The organism is Streptomyces daqingensis, from assembly GCF_014645895.1.
Classification (GTDB): domain Bacteria; phylum Actinomycetota; class Actinomycetes; order Streptomycetales; family Streptomycetaceae; genus Streptomyces; species Streptomyces daqingensis.
Genome location: NZ_BMMP01000008.1, coordinates 130,341 through 143,938 on the forward strand (window position 1 = coordinate 130,341; position 13,598 = coordinate 143,938).

Sequence of the window (13,598 nt, forward strand, 5' to 3'; positions counted from 1 at the left end):
ATGCCTCCCGTCTTCGCCCATGGCCGTCTGCGCCTCTACCTGCTCAAGCTGCTCGACGAGGCCCCGCGGCACGGCTACGAGGTGATCAGGCTGCTGGAGGAGCGTTTCCAGGGCCTCTACGCGCCGTCCGCGGGCACCGTCTACCCCCGTCTCGCGAAGCTGCGGGACGAGGGTCTGGTCAGCCACACCACCGAGGCCGGCGGCCGCAAGGTCTACTCGATCACCGACGCCGGACGGGAGGAACTCGCCAACAGGCAAGGCGAGTTGGCGGAGCTGGAGGTGGAGATCAGCGAGTCCCTGACCGCCCTGGCCGCCGACATCCGCGAGGACGTCAGCGGCTCCGCACGCGACCTGCGGCGCGAGATGGCCGCCCAGGCCGAGCGTGCGCGCGCGGGCAACGGGAAGGGCGCCCGCGCCGACGCCGGACGGGGCGACCGGGAGTCCTGGCAGCGGGCCAAGGAGGAGATGAAGCGGGCCAGGGACGAGTGGAAGGAGCAGGCCCGCCGCGCGAAGCGGGAGACGCAGCAGGCCAAGCGCAGGGCGAAGGAGGCCGAGGCGCGCGCCGCCGCTGTCGAGGAGGTGCAGCGCATCGCCAGGGACGTCCAGGAGCAGGTCCAGTCGCGGGCCAGGTCGGGCGACTGGCCGGGAGCGGTCCGCGACGGCATGTCGCAACTCGCCCGCGAGATGGGGAACCTGGGCCGTCTCTCGGCGCACACCACTTCCTGGTTCCCCTCCCAGGAGCCGGAGCGGCCGGGCAACGGCGAAGGCGCCGCCTCGGACGGGACGCCGCTCCCCGACCCGGCCGTGGAGCCCGACTGGGCGCGGGAGGAAGGGACTTCGAGCGGCGACCCGGGCCGCGACCTGGAGCGGCTGCTCGACCACTTCCGTGACGACGTACGCGACGCCGCACGCGACAACGGCGTGACCGAGGATCAACTGCGCGAGGCCCGGCGGCACTTGTCGGCAGCGGCGGCCCGGCTCGTCCTGCTGCTGAGGGACCCGGAGAGCTACGGGCGCCTCGGGGAGTGAGCCCGGGGTCGCAGGGCGGGGCGCTCGTGTCGTGCGGCGCGGGCGCCCCTTCGCCCGCCGCCGTCAGAACTGTCCGGTGTCCAGCTCGAAGCCGAGGGGCTCGGGCAGCTCGACGACCTTGGACAGCTTGGCCTCGGCGCTGCGGGTGTACGCACCGTCCGACGGCTCGGAGTAGACCACGGCCTCTTCGGCTTCGCGGTCGATGAGCAGATAGCACGGGATCCCGGCCCGGGCGTAGCCGCGGAGCTTGGGGCCGCGGTCCTGCCTCCCGGTGGAGGGGGAGGTGACCTCGCCGACGAGCAGGACGGGCGCCGGATCGTGGTACTCCGCCGCGTCCCCGAAGCTTCCCTTGGGGGCGATGACCAGGTCCGGCACGACCTTGCCCGTGGGAGAGGCGTCCGGGACGTACAGGCCGAGGCCCGTGTAGCGCCCGAGTTCCTTCCGGTGGTCGCGAACCTGCCCGGACACCTCGGACACGATCTCTTCGTGCTCACCGTTCGCCGGTGGGACCACGTGGATCTCCCCCTCGATCAGCTCCACGCGCCACCCCTCGGGGGCTGCCGCGCTCAATGCGTCGAAGGCGTTCTCCACCGATGACCCCATGCTGTCGTCGGCTACCACGTCGGACTCACGCTCAGGGGCTGCCATGGTCACGTGGACCTCCTTCGTCACCGGCGACGATTCCAGACTAGCGACGTGACGACGGGCCGGGGCGGCCGAGCGCCACCAGATCGTGTGATCGGAGCTCTCAATCGCCTCGCGGAGCCGTGGTGCCGTGCTGTCGAACGGCTGGAGAGGGCCGCCGCGAACCGTCCCTGCCATTGTCCCGGTGAGCGGCGCGACGTGTCGCCACTCCTCCGGATGATCTTTATCCCGCCATGTCCGCCTACCGTGTGCAGTCGCCACACCCGCACGGAGAAGGGGAAGCCTGATGAACTCCGGACTCGCCGCCGAACTGACGCGCATGGCCGAGGAGGACCACCTCACGTCCGCGGACGGCCTCAGCGACGACTTCGCCAGGCAGCTGGCCTGGCGGCGGCTCACCGCGCGGCACGGCGACCGCCTCGCGGAGATCATGGACGAGCACGGCTGGCCGACGCCGGCCCTCGTCGGCGCGGAGGCGTCCCGTGCCGCCTGGCTGATCGCCCAGCACGCCGACCGTCAACTCGACGTCCAGCGGCGCGCGCTGGCCCTGATGGAGCAGGCGGCGGAGACCGGCGGGGCCGACCCCGCACAGGTCGCCTTCCTCCGCGACCGCACGTACGTCAACGAGGGCCGCGAGCAGCTGTACGGCACCCAGATCGCGGGCGTGCGCGACGGCGAACCGATCCCGTGGCCGTGCGTGGACCCCGCACGGATGGACGAGCGGCGCGCGGAGGTGGGCATCGAGCCGTTCGCGGTGCACACCGCGCGGCACGCACCGCCCGCCGCCGGCAGCATGCGGGCGACCGGCGGGCGGGCGGAACGACCTGAACGAGGGGCCGGACGAGGCCCGGTCAGACGGTGAGCACGACCTTGCCGAACAGGTCGCCCTCCGCCATCTTGGCGAAGCCCTCCCGCGCCCGGTCCAGCGGCAGCGTCGAGTCGATGACCGGACGTACGCCCTTGGCCGCGCAGAAGCTCAGCAGCGACGCCAGCTCCTCCTTGCTTCCCATCGTGGAGCCGACGATCTTCAGCTCCAGGAAGAAGACCCGGTTGAGCTCCGCCGCGGGCGGGTTGGGGCCGCTGGTGGCCCCGGAGATCACGACCGTGCCGCCCGGCTTGAGGGACTTCAGGGAGTGCGACCACGTCGCCGCGCCCACGGTCTCCAGCACGGCGTCGACCCGCTGGGGCAGGCGTGCGCCGCTCTCCACCGCCGCCTCCGCGCCGAGTTCGACGGCGCGCTTGCGCTTGTCCTCGTGGCGGCTGGTGGCGAACATGCGCAGCCCGGCCGCGGCTCCGAGCACGATGGCGGCGGTCGCGACGCCGCCGCCCGCTCCCTGCACCAGGACGCTGTCGCCCGGCCGTACGCCCGCGTTCGTGAAGAGCATGCGGTACGCGGTCAGCCAGGCGGTCGGCAGGCAGGCGGCCTCCTCGAAGGAGAGCTCGGCCGGCTTGGGCAGCACGTTCCACTGCGGGACGGCGACCCGCTCGGCGAAGGTGCCCTGGTACTTCTCGGTGAGGAGTGTCCTGCGCTCGCCCGGGCCGACACCGTGGCCGGTGGCGCCGATGACGGAGTGCAGCACGACCTCGTTGCCGTCGGCGTCGACGCCCGCGGCGTCGCAGCCGAGGGTCATGGGCAGCAGGTCCTCGCTGAGGCCCACCCCCCGCAGCGACCAGAGATCGTGGTGGTTGAGCGAGGCCGCCTTGACGTCGACCGTCGTCCAGCCGGCGGGGACGTCCGGTTCGGGTCGCTCGCCCAGCTCCAGGCCTTCGAGCGGCTGGTCCTTGTCGATACGCGCGGCGTAAGCAGCAAACATGATCCAGACGCTACTCCCGGACGGCGACGGCCAGCCAGGGCCCGCCACGGCATAGCGACAGATCTCACGGCGACGCGGGCACGGCGAGCGGCCGGGCTTCCGCCCTGGGACCGCTCGCCGTGCCCGTGTCGCTTGCCGTGGTCCGGCTACTCAGAGGACCTTCGACAGGAAGGACTTCGTCCGCTCGTGCTGCGGGTTCGTCAGGACGTCGCGGGGGTTGCCGTACTCGACCACCACACCGTCGTCCATGAATACGAGGGAGTCTCCCACCTCGCGGGCGAAGCCCATCTCGTGCGTGACGACGATCATCGTCATGCCGTCCTCTGCGAGGTCGCGCATCACGTCCAGCACCTCGCCGACGAGCTCCGGGTCGAGCGCGGAGGTCGGCTCGTCGAAGAGCATCAGCTTCGGCTCCATCGCCAGCGCGCGGGCGATGGCGACGCGCTGCTGCTGGCCTCCGGAGAGCTGCGAGGGGTAGCTGTCGGCCTTGTCGGACAGCCCGACGCGTGCGAGCAGGGCGCGGGCGCGTTCCTGCGCCTTCGCCTTGCTCTCGCGCTTGACCAGTACCGGCGCCTCCATGACGTTCTCCACCGCGGTCATGTGCGGGAAGAGGTTGAAGCGCTGGAAGACCATCCCGATGTCGCGCCGCTGCGCGGCGACTTCGCGGTCCCGCAGTTCGTAGAGCTTGTTGCCGTGCTCGCGGTAGCCGACGAGGGTGCCGTCGACGTAGAGGCGGCCCGCGTTGATCTTCTCCAGGTGGTTGATGCACCGCAGGAAGGTCGACTTGCCCGAGCCCGAGGGCCCGACGATGCAGAAGACCTCGCGCGGCGCGACCTCCAGGTCGATGCCCTTCAGCACCTGCACCGGGCCGAAGGACTTGTGCACCGCCTCGGCCTTCACCATCGGGGCCGCCGTGGACTTCCCCGTGCTGCCGTTCTCGCTCATGCGGCGCCTCCCGCTCCCGAACCGGAGCCCGATCCCGTACCGCGGCTGAAGGTGAAGACCAGCTGCCGCGCCCGCTGCCACGGCGTCGCGGGCAGCTGGCGCGACGAGCCGCGCGCGTAGTGGCGCTCCAGGTAGTACTGCCCGATGCTGAAGATCGTGGTGATGACCAGGAACCAGAGGGTCGCCACGAACAGCATCTCCACGACCGCGCCGGAGTTGTTCCCGATGTTCTGCGACTTGCGCAGCACTTCCTCGTACTGCACGACGGCGCAGAGCGCCGACGTCTTCAGCAGGTTGATGAACTCGTTGCCGGTGGGCGGCACGATGACGCGCATGGCCTGCGGCAGCACGATGCGGCGCATGTTCTGGCCGCTGGTCATGCCGAGGGCCTGCGACGCCTCGGTCTGCCCCTCGTCGACGGACTGGATGCCGGCGCGGCAGATCTCCGCCATGTACGCGGCCTCGTTGAGGCCCAGCCCGAGCAGGGCCGCCATGAAGGGCGTCATGACGTCCGTCATCTCGTCCTTGTAGATCGGACCGAGGTTCAGGTACGGGAAGAGCAGCGCCAGGTTGAACCAGAGCAGCAGCTGCACGTAGACGGGCGTGCCCCGGAAGAACCAGATGTAGCCCCAGGCCACGGACGAGGTCACCGGGTTCTTCGACATCCGCATGACCGCGAGCACGACGCCGAGCACGAGGCCCATCAGCATCGACAGCACGCTGACCACGAGGGTGTTCTTGACGCCCTCCATGATCTGGTCGTTGAAGAAGAACTTGCCGACGGAGCCCCACGTGAGGTCCGCCTCGGCGAACGCCTTGACGACGAGGCCCAGCAGGACGAGGACGACGGCGGCGGACACGTAGCGGCCGTAGTGCCGCACGGGTATCGCCTTGATCGCCTCCGGGCGTGTGACGGCCTTGGGTGGCGCGCCGTCCTGCGCCTTGTCGAGGGGTGCGGTCATGGGTGTTGCCTTTCAGCGTGCGTTCAACGTCGGTCCAGGGGCCTCGTCGGCCTCAGGAACCACTGTTGATCTTCGCCGCGTCGACACCGCCGTCCTCGACGCCCCACTTCTTGAGCGCCTTCTCGTACGCGCCGTTCTCGATGATCGCGCTGAGCGCCTCCTTGAGCGCGCCGCTCAGCTTGTCGTTGCCCTTGGAGACGGCCATGCCGTAGGGAGCGGACTCCATCTGCTCGCCGACGACCTCGAAGTCGCGGCCTTCCTTGGCGGCGTTGGCGGCGACGGGGAAGTCGGAGATGTCCGCGACGACGCCGCCGGCCTTCAGCCGCACCCGGGCCTCGTCGTCGTTGTCGAAGGGCTCGACGGTGATCGGCCGCTTCCGGTCCTTCTTGCACTTGTCCGTCTGCTTCTTGAGGATCTCGTGCGAGGTCGTGCCGCGCTGGGTCGCGACCTTCTTGCCGCAGAGCTGCTCGACGGACTCGATTTTCTCGGGGTTGCCCTTCTTGACGAGGATCGAGGAGCCGGCCGTGAGGTAGTCGACGAAGTCGACGCCCTTGCCGACCTTCTTGCCCTGGTCGTCCAGGCCCTCCTGGCGGTCCTTCGTGTCCGTCATCGAGGACATGATCATGTCGAAGCGGCCGGTCTGCAGCGAGGTGATCAGGCTGTCGAAGGTGCCGTTGGTGAACTCGAAGCGCACGCCGAGCTCTTTGCTCATGGCGTCGGCGAGGTCGGGGTCGAGGCCGACTATCTCATTGCCGATCTTGTACTCCATCGGCTTGTAGGCGGCGTCCGTACCGACCTTGATGACGCCCTTGTCCTGGACCTTCTTCGGCAGCTTGTCGAACAGGGGCGCCTTGCTGCCCTCGACCTTCGAGCTCTCCGACGCGCCGTCCGTCTGGTCCCCGCACCCGGCCAGCAGGAGCGCGCCGGTCACCGCGAGGGCCACGGGAACAGCCGTCCGTGCACGCCGTGCCGTGGCGGTGACCTGGCGTCGGGTAGTGCGTGCGGTCATGGCGGGGTCCTCCTGCTGTGAGCGGCGGCCGGTCGGGCACACCTGCGCGTGTCACGACCGCGTGGGTGGCGGCTGGGATGGGGAAATCCTGCCATCCGTTCAGGCGGTTACCGACGACTGGCGAGTCAAAATCGGATAACGGAGCCCGCAATCCGAATACAGGTCGCTCACGCATCGCGTACAAGGTGTCGCAATCAGTCGGCGGGAGACCTGCGTCACACCGCCACCGAGTCACAGTCCGTTGACACACGGACTGCCTCGGTGGCACCACTTCCTGACGCACGGCGACCTTCCGACTGTTCTGTCAGCTAATGTCCGATTACTGGTTACTGCCGTACGGGAAGCGGGTCGTATCGCAAGGGCCTTGTCCGGTAGAAAGGTCGATTACACCCCTCACCCGGGGACCGGGGCGCGTGTGCGGCGCGCCCGGCGTTCGCCTCTCCCCACCGGGCCTCCACAGCCCACCGGGGACACACCCGGGCCCAGCCGGCCCGGGTCCTGCGCCTGGACGGCGGCCAACCGCCGGCCGGGCAGCGGACGTGGTTTCCCGCCCGTTCCTCAACCAGGGAGCGGCCACCCTCACAAAGATTCGACAAAGGGGTTCGACAAAGTGGCAGCGGAGATCGTCAATTCGAAGGACGGCCTGGACGAGGACGGGTTCGATCCCGCCTTCGCCCTGCACCGCGGCGGAAAGATGGCGGTGCAGGCGACCGTTCCGGTGCGCGACGCGGAAGAGTTGTCCCTCGCCTACACGCCGGGCGTCGCCAAGGTCTGCAGCGCCATCGCACGCCAGCCGGAGCTGGTGGACGACTACACCTGGAAGTCGCAGGTCGTCGCGGTCGTCACGGACGGCAGCGCGGTGCTGGGTCTGGGCGACATCGGCGCCGAGGCGTCCCTCCCGGTGATGGAGGGCAAGTCCATCCTCTTCAAGCAGTTCGGCGGCGTGGACGCCTTCCCCGTCGCGCTCGACTGCCGCGACACCGACGAGATCGTGGAGACCGTCGTCCGGCTCGCGCCCTCCTTCGGCGGCGTCAACCTGGAGGACATCGCGGCACCCCGCTGCTTCGAGATCGAGGCCAAGCTCAAGGAGCGCCTGGACGTCCCGGTCTTCCACGACGACCAGCACGGCACCGCGATCGTCACCCTCGCGGCGCTGCGCAACGCGGCGCTCCTGAAGGGGCGTTCGCTGGGAGACCTGCGCACGGTCATCTCCGGTGCTGGCGCGGCCGGGATCGCCATCGCCAAGATCCTCGTGGAGGCGGGCGTCAGCGACATCGTGGTGACGGACCGCAAGGGCATCGTCTCGGCGGACCGGGACGATCTGACCTCGGTCAAGCGGGAGTTGACCGGGTTCACCAACAAGGCGGGGCGCACCGGGTCACTGGAGTCGGCGATGGACGGCGCGGACGTCTTCATCGGCGTCAGCGGCGGCACGGTCCCGGAGTCCGCGGTGGCCACCCTCGCCGAGGACTCCTTCGTCTTCGCCATGGCCAACCCGAATCCGGAGATCCACCCGGACGTCGCCCGCAAGTACGCCGCCGTCGTGGCGACCGGACGCAGCGACTACCCGAACCAGATCAACAACGTGCTGGCCTTCCCCGGCGTGTTCGCCGGCGCCCTGCAGGTGCGGGCGACGGACATCACCGAGGGCATGAAGCTCGCGGCGGCGGAGGCCCTCGCGGCCGTCGTCTCCGACGAGTTGAGCCCCGAGTGCGTCATCCCCTCGCCGTTCGACGAGCGCGTCGCCCCCGCGGTGACGGCGGCCGTCGCCGCGGCGGCACGGGCGGAGGGCATCGCCCGCCGCTGACGTGAACGCGCGGCCGGACAGACAGGTCGAGGGCGGTACGGGCCGATGGGGCCCGTACCGCCCTCACTTGTGCGCCCACCGCGGAAGAGCGGACCCGCTTCCCGCACGCGGGGCGCGGAGTGTCACCTCAGGCCCAGCACCATCGCGTCCTCGGGGGAGCACCAGACCTGCCCCGCCTCGGCGAACCCCGCCGAGAGCAGCGCCTGCGCGTGCCACGCGGCCGACTGGACCTCGCCGTCGGCGTGGTCGCCTTTCGCGGGGTCGCCGAAGATGCGGTACCGCTCCTCGACGACGCCGGCGAGCGCCGGCTCCCCTGCCATCTCCCCCCACCATGCGGCCCAGTCGCTCGCCCCCGCGGCCTTCTCCCGCTCCCGGCGCCGCTTGCCGAAGGCGTAGGCCGCCTCGTTGATGCGGGGCGTCGACGGATCCGGCATGTGGTCGGCGTGCACGAAGACACCGCCCGCACGGAGCAGGCCCGCGATCTGCCCGTAGAGGGCGGTCAGTTGGGGCGTGCGCAGCCAGTGCAGCGCCGTCGCCGTCAGCACCGCGTCGTACGACGTGTGCGGGAGCGCGCGCACCCAGTCCGCGTCGGTGAGGTCGGCGGTGACGAACTCGACGCGGCTCTCGCCGGCGAAGTGCCCCCGGGCCACGGTGAGCAGCGCGGGGTCGAGGTCGACGCCCGTACTGCGGGACTCGGGGAACCTCCGCAGCAGCCTGTCCGAGATACTGCCCGTGCCGCAGGCGAGGTCGAGCACTCTGGGCTCCGGTCCCGCGAGCGCCTCGACCATGTCGAGCATGACGCGGAAGCGCTCCTCGCGGTCGGGGAGGTACCACTCCTGCTGGCGGTCCCAGCTGTCCTGCCATGCCTGCCAGTTGGCGTGACCGTCGGCCGTCTCCTGGTGCATCGCCACGAGCCCCTCCTCGGCGTAATACCCTCTAAGCGAATACAGCTATTACCGGTACCCGACGTTAGACCAGCAGCCGTAAGGATCACAAGTGGAATTGACCCATTACTCCGACATGGCGGTGCGCCTGGTCAACACCGAGCAGCCGGAACGCGGCGAGGACACGCTCACGTCCGTCGAGTCCGTGAAGGAGCTGTGCGGCAGGAACGTGCAGATGGCCCGCCGTGCGACAGAGGCCGACGTGGGCCGGCTCCGGGGCGTGCGGACCAGGCTGCGCGCCGTCTTCAGCGCCGCTTCCGAGGGCGACGAGACACGGGCTGTCGACCTGCTCAACTCGCTCCTGATGGAGTTCCCCACCAGCCCCCAGATCAGCGGGCACGGCGACCTCGACCAGGAAGGCCGCCCGCGCTGGCACATGCACCTGGCCGAGCATCCCGTCACGACGGCGGCCGGCTACGCCGCCACCGCCTGCATGGGGCTGGCCTTCCACCTCACGGACCTCGGCGTCGACCGGCTCGGCATCTGCCAGGCGTCCCCGTGCAGCCAGGCCTACCTCGACACCTCGACCAACCGCTCCCGCCGCTACTGCTCCGACCGCTGCGCGACCCGGGCCAACGTGGCCGCCTACCGGGCCCGCAAACGCCTGGAGAGCGGAGAGGAACCGGACCGCGCGCGCAGCGCCACCAGCGGACGTACGGCGGAGAGCACCCAGCGCACGGCGTCCCGGAACGACCGCTGACCCCCTCCCCGCGGACGCAGGCGCACCCACGCGCGGGCCACCACGAGATCGTCCGGCACCGCGCCGAACTCGCGGCTGTCGTTGCGGACGTGCGGATTGTCGCCCACCACCCACCAGCCGCCCGGCCTGCGCTCCACGGCGCGCTTGACGATGAGCAGGTCGTGCTGGAAGGGATGCCGGAGCACCACCACCGCGCCGGGCCGCACACCGGAGCCGTACTTGATCACCAGGCGGTCGCCCGGCCGGAGCGTGGGCGTCATGGACGGGTTGTAGACCTCGGCCAGCCCGATCCGCTTCAGCGGACCCCCGCCGGGACCACCGTTGCCCCGCATCCCGCCCCCGCCCGTCTCGATCGCCCGCTCCGGCATGTGCGCGCCTCACCTCGTCCCGGCAGTGTCCCGGTCGTATCCCGGCAGTTCACTCCAGCCAACACTGGACTTTTGTCCTAAGCCCACGGGGGCACACGCGAAAGGGCCTCCCCTACGGAGTAATCTCACAGGTGAGAAGACGATCACGAGGAAGGACGGCTCTATGCTTTCCCGTCTGTTCGCCCCCACGGTGCAGGTCAGCGCCCACTGCGACCTGCCCTGCGGTGTCTACGACCCGGCCCAGGCCCGCATCGAGGCGGAGTCGGTCAAGGCCATCCAGGAGAAGTACCAGTCCAACGACGACCCGGCCTACCGCACCCGCTGCGTTGTGATCAAGGAGGAGCGGGCGGAACTGGCCAAGCACCACGTCTCGGTGCTGTGGAGCGACTACTTCAAGCCCCCGCACTTCGAGAAGTACCCGGAGCTGCACCAGCTGGTCAACGAGACGCTGAAGGCGCTCTCCACGGCGAAGGGCTCCACCGACCCCGCGACGGGTCAGAAGGCCCTCGACTACATCGCCCAGATCGACAAGATCTTCTGGGAGACCAAGAAGGGCTGACTCCGCCGAGCCCGGCGGACCGGCGGTCCACGACCGCCCGTCCTCAGACAGCACCCGGTCCGAGCACCGTCGTAGACGGCCGCCACCACGGACCGGGTGCTGTCGTCTCCGGACCCTGACGCCACGGCCCGCATCCTCACCACGGCTCCGCACCCTCACCGCGTCTCCTTGCCCTCCCGCTTCTCCTCGCGCGCGGCCGGCAGCGGGGTGCCGGCGCCTCCCGTCGCCCTCGGCCGGGTCACCGGCGCCAGGGCGGCGATCGCCAGCGCGGCCAGCACCAGCACCCCCAGCGCGGCGGGCAGTCCGACGAGCGTCGCGAGCCCGCCGACGAGCGGTGAGACCGCCAGCCAGCCCACGTTCCCCGCGAAGCCGAGGTGGCCCATCGCCGGTCCGGGGCGCGGCAGTGCGCCCGCCGCGGTGAAGGCTCCGGGGAAGACCGCGCTGACTCCCGCACCCGCCGCCACGAACGCCGCCATGGCCGCGACCGGGTGACCGGCCAGCAGCGCGGCGGCCAGCACGGTCGCGCAGCCGAGGGTGCCGAACCTGATGAGCCGGACCCAGCCGAACCGGTTGACGAGGCGGTCGTTGAAGAGGCGCGTGCAGACCTCCCCGGCCGAGAAGGCCGCGTATCCGGCCGCCGCGGTGGCCGCGTCCGCCCCCACGTGCCGCAGGTACACGCCGCTCCACGAGGCCGGGGCGTCCGAGACCAGGGCGGCGAGGAAGACCATGACGGCGAGCAACAGCACCGTCCTCCGCCCCTGGGCGCCCTGCCCGGCCGGCGCGCCCGCCCGGGCTTCCGCGCGCCCGGCGGAGGATTCAGCCGCCTCCTCCGCGACCGCCTCGTCCGCGGCCCGCTCCTGCGCGGCGGCCTGCTCCCCGCCCGGCCGGCGGTCCGCCTCCGGCTCGGGCAGCAGGCCCCCCGCCGCCACGGCGGAGACGACGGCCAGCGCCACGGCCGTCAGGGCGAACTGGGCGGCGAGCGTCAGCCCGAGCAGGGCCGTCGCGGCTCCGGCCAGCCCGCCCGCGACCGCGCCGATGCTCCGGATCGCGTGCATCGAGTTGAGGACGGTCCGCCCGTACCGTTCCTGTACGACGACCGCCTGGGCGTTCATCGCGACGGAGGTACAGCCGTCGGCGGCCCCGAGCACCGCGAGCAGGCACAGCAGCGGCCACGCCGAGTCCGCCGCCGGGACCAGGCCGAGCGGGGCGCACAGCACCACGGGAGCCGACGCGCTCACGGCACGTCCGCCGAACCTGTCCACCATCGCGCCGCCCAGCTGGCTGCCCGCAAGGGCGCCCAGCCCGGGTCCGGCCAGCACCAGTCCCAACACCCCTGCGGACAGGTGGAGTTCGTCCTTGACGGCGGGAACGCGGGCCGCCCAGGAGGCGAACACCGCACCGTGCACGAAGAAGACCGCCGAAACCGCGGCTCTCGCCCGCCGCAGCCGTGCGGGCCGGCGGGCTCCGGCGTTCACCTCCGGTCGCGGCATGCGGCGGTCCTCCGGTACGGCTGACGATCGCGGCAACGACGGCGGAGGCTACCCGGCTGCACGCGGCCCCACGCTTCGTGCGCCCCGCTCACTCCGCGGGCGTGCGCGGCAGGGGTTCACGCGGCGGGTGTGCACGCGGCAGTGGTTCACGCAGCGGGGGTTCACGCAGCGGCGGCTCGCAGCCGCCACAGCGAGGTGACCTCCGCCGAGCGGGCCGCGTGCAGGGGGTCGGCCGGGTCGGCGGAACGCGGGTGGTGCGGGCGGGTGTCCTCGCGGCCCGCGACCGTCAGGCCGGCGTCCTCGATCCAGCCCAACAGCTCCTCCCGGCTGCGCAGTTGCAGGTGTTCGGCCAGGTCGGAAAGGATCAGCCAGCCCTCCCCTTCCGGTGCCAGCCGCTCCGCCAGCCCGGCGAGGAACCCCCGCAGCATGCGGCTCCCGGGGTCGTAGACGGCGTGCTCCAGCGGCGAGGTGGGTTTCGCAGGCAGCCACGGCGGATTGCAGACGATCAGGGTGGCCTTCTCCTCCCCCGGCGGGAAGAGGTCCGCCTCCACGACGGTCACCGCTTCCCCGGCGCCCAGCAGGCGGAGGTTCTCGCGGGCGCAGTCCAGCGCGCGCGGGTCCTGGTCGGTCGCGACGACGTGCGTCAGGCCGCGCCGGGCGAGTACGGCGCTGAGCACCCCCGTCCCCGTTCCGATGTCGAACGCCGTTCCGCCCGGGGGCAGTCGCGTCCGTGCGACGAGGTCGACGTATTCGCCGCGCACCGGCGAGAACACCCCGTACGCGGGGCGCACGCGCTCCCCGTCCAGCGCGGGGACCGGCACCCCCCGCCGCCGCCATTCGTGCGCACCGATCACTCCGAGCAGCTCGCGAAGCGGCACGAGGGACCGCTCACCCGCGGCAGGAGGCCCGTACGCCTCGGCGCAGGCCTCCGCCACGTCGGGGGCACGGCGCAGCGGCACCGTGTGGGTCCCGCCCCCGGCGCCGGCGTCGAGCGGTACGAGCAGCATGCCCAGCACCCTCGCGCGCCGGGCCTGGGCGTGCCGCTGCAGATGGAAGTCCTCGCGGGGACCCGCTCCCGCCTTCGGCTGTTTGCGGTCGACTCGCCGGCGCATCGCGGACAGCAGCTGGCGCGCCCCGTGGAAGTCGCCGCGCCACAGCAGGGCGGTGCCCTCGCACGCCAGCCTGTAGGCGGCGTCGGCGGTCATGCGGTCGTCCGCGGGCCGGACGCTCCGGGGCGGCTTCATGCCGTTCTCGGAGCGCCACAGCGCCGAACGTTCCTCGTCGTCCTCGGTCCAGCCGACCGTCTGCCGCTCGTTCACCGGTGCA

14 protein-coding genes are annotated in these 13,598 nt (G+C 71.4%); 5 read left to right on the top strand and 9 right to left on the bottom strand.

Features of this window, described 5'->3' with window-relative positions:
• Nucleotides 1-1,029 (top strand): PadR family transcriptional regulator, encoded by a 1,029-nt coding sequence (locus IEY56_RS13685; RefSeq protein WP_189037446.1) that lies wholly within the window; start codon nucleotides 1-3, stop codon nucleotides 1,027-1,029.
• A gap of 63 nt (nucleotides 1,030-1,092) precedes the next feature.
• On the opposite strand, the gene IEY56_RS13690 is transcribed toward IEY56_RS13685, so the two are convergent.
• Entirely contained in the window at nucleotides 1,093-1,677 is a 585-nt protein-coding gene (locus tag IEY56_RS13690) for a Uma2 family endonuclease (RefSeq protein ID WP_229711892.1), read from the bottom strand.
• A 283-nt stretch (nucleotides 1,678-1,960) separates the two neighbouring features.
• On the opposite strand from IEY56_RS13690, the gene IEY56_RS13695 reads away from it, so the two are divergent.
• A complete protein-coding gene (locus IEY56_RS13695) occupies nucleotides 1,961-2,536 on the top strand; it encodes a DUF6624 domain-containing protein (RefSeq protein ID WP_308424139.1) in 576 nt (191 codons plus the stop codon).
• Here IEY56_RS13695 and IEY56_RS13700 read toward each other — a convergent pair.
• From IEY56_RS13700 to IEY56_RS13715, 4 genes are all read right to left on the bottom strand, one after another.
• A complete protein-coding gene (locus tag IEY56_RS13700) occupies nucleotides 2,526-3,488 on the bottom strand; it encodes a zinc-binding dehydrogenase (RefSeq protein WP_189037447.1) in 963 nt (320 codons plus the stop codon). The two genes, IEY56_RS13695 and IEY56_RS13700, sit on opposite strands and share 11 nt — an antisense overlap.
• 150 nt (nucleotides 3,489-3,638) lie before the next feature.
• Nucleotides 3,639-4,391, bottom strand: a complete 753-nt coding sequence (locus IEY56_RS13705) for an amino acid ABC transporter ATP-binding protein (protein ID WP_189037582.1) — start codon at nucleotides 4,389-4,391, stop codon at nucleotides 3,639-3,641.
• Between the two features lie 38 nt (nucleotides 4,392-4,429).
• Complete coding sequence (locus IEY56_RS13710) at nucleotides 4,430-5,395, bottom strand: amino acid ABC transporter permease (protein WP_189037448.1); 966 nt, start codon at nucleotides 5,393-5,395, stop codon at nucleotides 4,430-4,432.
• Nucleotides 5,396-5,447: 52 nt separating this feature from the next.
• On the bottom strand, nucleotides 5,448-6,404 hold the full coding sequence (locus IEY56_RS13715) for an ABC transporter substrate-binding protein (protein ID WP_189037449.1): 957 nt from the start codon (nucleotides 6,402-6,404) through the stop codon (nucleotides 5,448-5,450).
• A 610-nt stretch (nucleotides 6,405-7,014) separates the two neighbouring features.
• Between IEY56_RS13715 and IEY56_RS13720 the strand changes: the two genes are divergently transcribed.
• Nucleotides 7,015-8,211: an NAD(P)-dependent malic enzyme gene (locus tag IEY56_RS13720; RefSeq protein ID WP_189037450.1), complete on the top strand. Its 1,197-nt coding sequence runs from the start codon at nucleotides 7,015-7,017 to the stop codon at nucleotides 8,209-8,211.
• A gap of 122 nt (nucleotides 8,212-8,333) precedes the next feature.
• On the opposite strand, the gene IEY56_RS13725 is transcribed toward IEY56_RS13720, so the two are convergent.
• Complete coding sequence (locus IEY56_RS13725) at nucleotides 8,334-9,116, bottom strand: class I SAM-dependent methyltransferase (RefSeq protein WP_189037583.1); 783 nt, start codon at nucleotides 9,114-9,116, stop codon at nucleotides 8,334-8,336.
• 91 nt (nucleotides 9,117-9,207) lie between these two features.
• Between IEY56_RS13725 and IEY56_RS13730 the strand changes: the two genes are divergently transcribed.
• Nucleotides 9,208-9,855, top strand: a complete 648-nt coding sequence (locus IEY56_RS13730) for a CGNR zinc finger domain-containing protein (RefSeq protein ID WP_189037451.1) — start codon at nucleotides 9,208-9,210, stop codon at nucleotides 9,853-9,855.
• On the opposite strand, the gene sodX is transcribed toward IEY56_RS13730, so the two are convergent.
• Nucleotides 9,741-10,223: a nickel-type superoxide dismutase maturation protease gene (sodX, locus tag IEY56_RS13735; protein ID WP_189037452.1), complete on the bottom strand. Its 483-nt coding sequence runs from the start codon at nucleotides 10,221-10,223 to the stop codon at nucleotides 9,741-9,743. The two genes, IEY56_RS13730 and sodX, sit on opposite strands and share 115 nt — an antisense overlap.
• 163 nt (nucleotides 10,224-10,386) lie before the next feature.
• Here sodX and sodN point away from each other — a divergent pair, with 163 nt between their 5' ends.
• Nucleotides 10,387-10,782 (top strand): superoxide dismutase, Ni, encoded by a 396-nt coding sequence (sodN, locus tag IEY56_RS13740; protein WP_045862705.1) that lies wholly within the window; start codon nucleotides 10,387-10,389, stop codon nucleotides 10,780-10,782.
• Nucleotides 10,783-10,937: 155 nt separating this feature from the next.
• Here sodN and IEY56_RS13745 read toward each other — a convergent pair whose 3' ends face one another.
• Entirely contained in the window at nucleotides 10,938-12,272 is a 1,335-nt protein-coding gene (locus IEY56_RS13745; RefSeq protein WP_189037453.1) for an MFS transporter, read from the bottom strand.
• A gap of 161 nt (nucleotides 12,273-12,433) precedes the next feature.
• Entirely contained in the window at nucleotides 12,434-13,591 is a 1,158-nt protein-coding gene (locus IEY56_RS13750) for a methyltransferase (RefSeq protein WP_229711869.1), read from the bottom strand.
• Between the last annotated feature and the right edge of the window lie 7 nt (nucleotides 13,592-13,598).

What these genes read in the sequence shown, in the direction of transcription:
- IEY56_RS13715 (WP_189037449.1), bottom strand. Translation starts at nt 6,404, where the DNA reads ATGACCGCACGCACTACCCGACGCCAGGTCACCGCCACGGCACGGCGT.
- IEY56_RS13695 (WP_308424139.1), top strand. Translation starts at nt 1,961, where the DNA reads ATGAACTCCGGACTCGCCGCCGAACTGACGCGCATGGCCGAGGAGGAC.
- IEY56_RS13700 (WP_189037447.1), bottom strand. Translation starts at nt 3,488, where the DNA reads ATGTTTGCTGCTTACGCCGCGCGTATCGACAAGGACCAGCCGCTCGAA.
- IEY56_RS13725 (WP_189037583.1), bottom strand. Translation starts at nt 9,116, where the DNA reads ATGCACCAGGAGACGGCCGACGGTCACGCCAACTGGCAGGCATGGCAG.
- IEY56_RS13705 (WP_189037582.1), bottom strand. Translation starts at nt 4,391, where the DNA reads ATGGTGAAGGCCGAGGCGGTGCACAAGTCCTTCGGCCCGGTGCAGGTG.
- IEY56_RS13710 (WP_189037448.1), bottom strand. Translation starts at nt 5,395, where the DNA reads ATGACCGCACCCCTCGACAAGGCGCAGGACGGCGCGCCACCCAAGGCC.
- IEY56_RS13690 (WP_229711892.1), bottom strand. Translation starts at nt 1,677, where the DNA reads ATGGCAGCCCCTGAGCGTGAGTCCGACGTGGTAGCCGACGACAGCATG.
- sodX (WP_189037452.1), bottom strand. Translation starts at nt 10,223, where the DNA reads ATGCCGGAGCGGGCGATCGAGACGGGCGGGGGCGGGATGCGGGGCAAC.
- IEY56_RS13685 (WP_189037446.1), top strand. Translation starts at nt 1, where the DNA reads ATGCCTCCCGTCTTCGCCCATGGCCGTCTGCGCCTCTACCTGCTCAAG.
- sodN (WP_045862705.1), top strand. Translation starts at nt 10,387, where the DNA reads ATGCTTTCCCGTCTGTTCGCCCCCACGGTGCAGGTCAGCGCCCACTGC.
- IEY56_RS13745 (WP_189037453.1), bottom strand. Translation starts at nt 12,272, where the DNA reads ATGCCGCGACCGGAGGTGAACGCCGGAGCCCGCCGGCCCGCACGGCTG.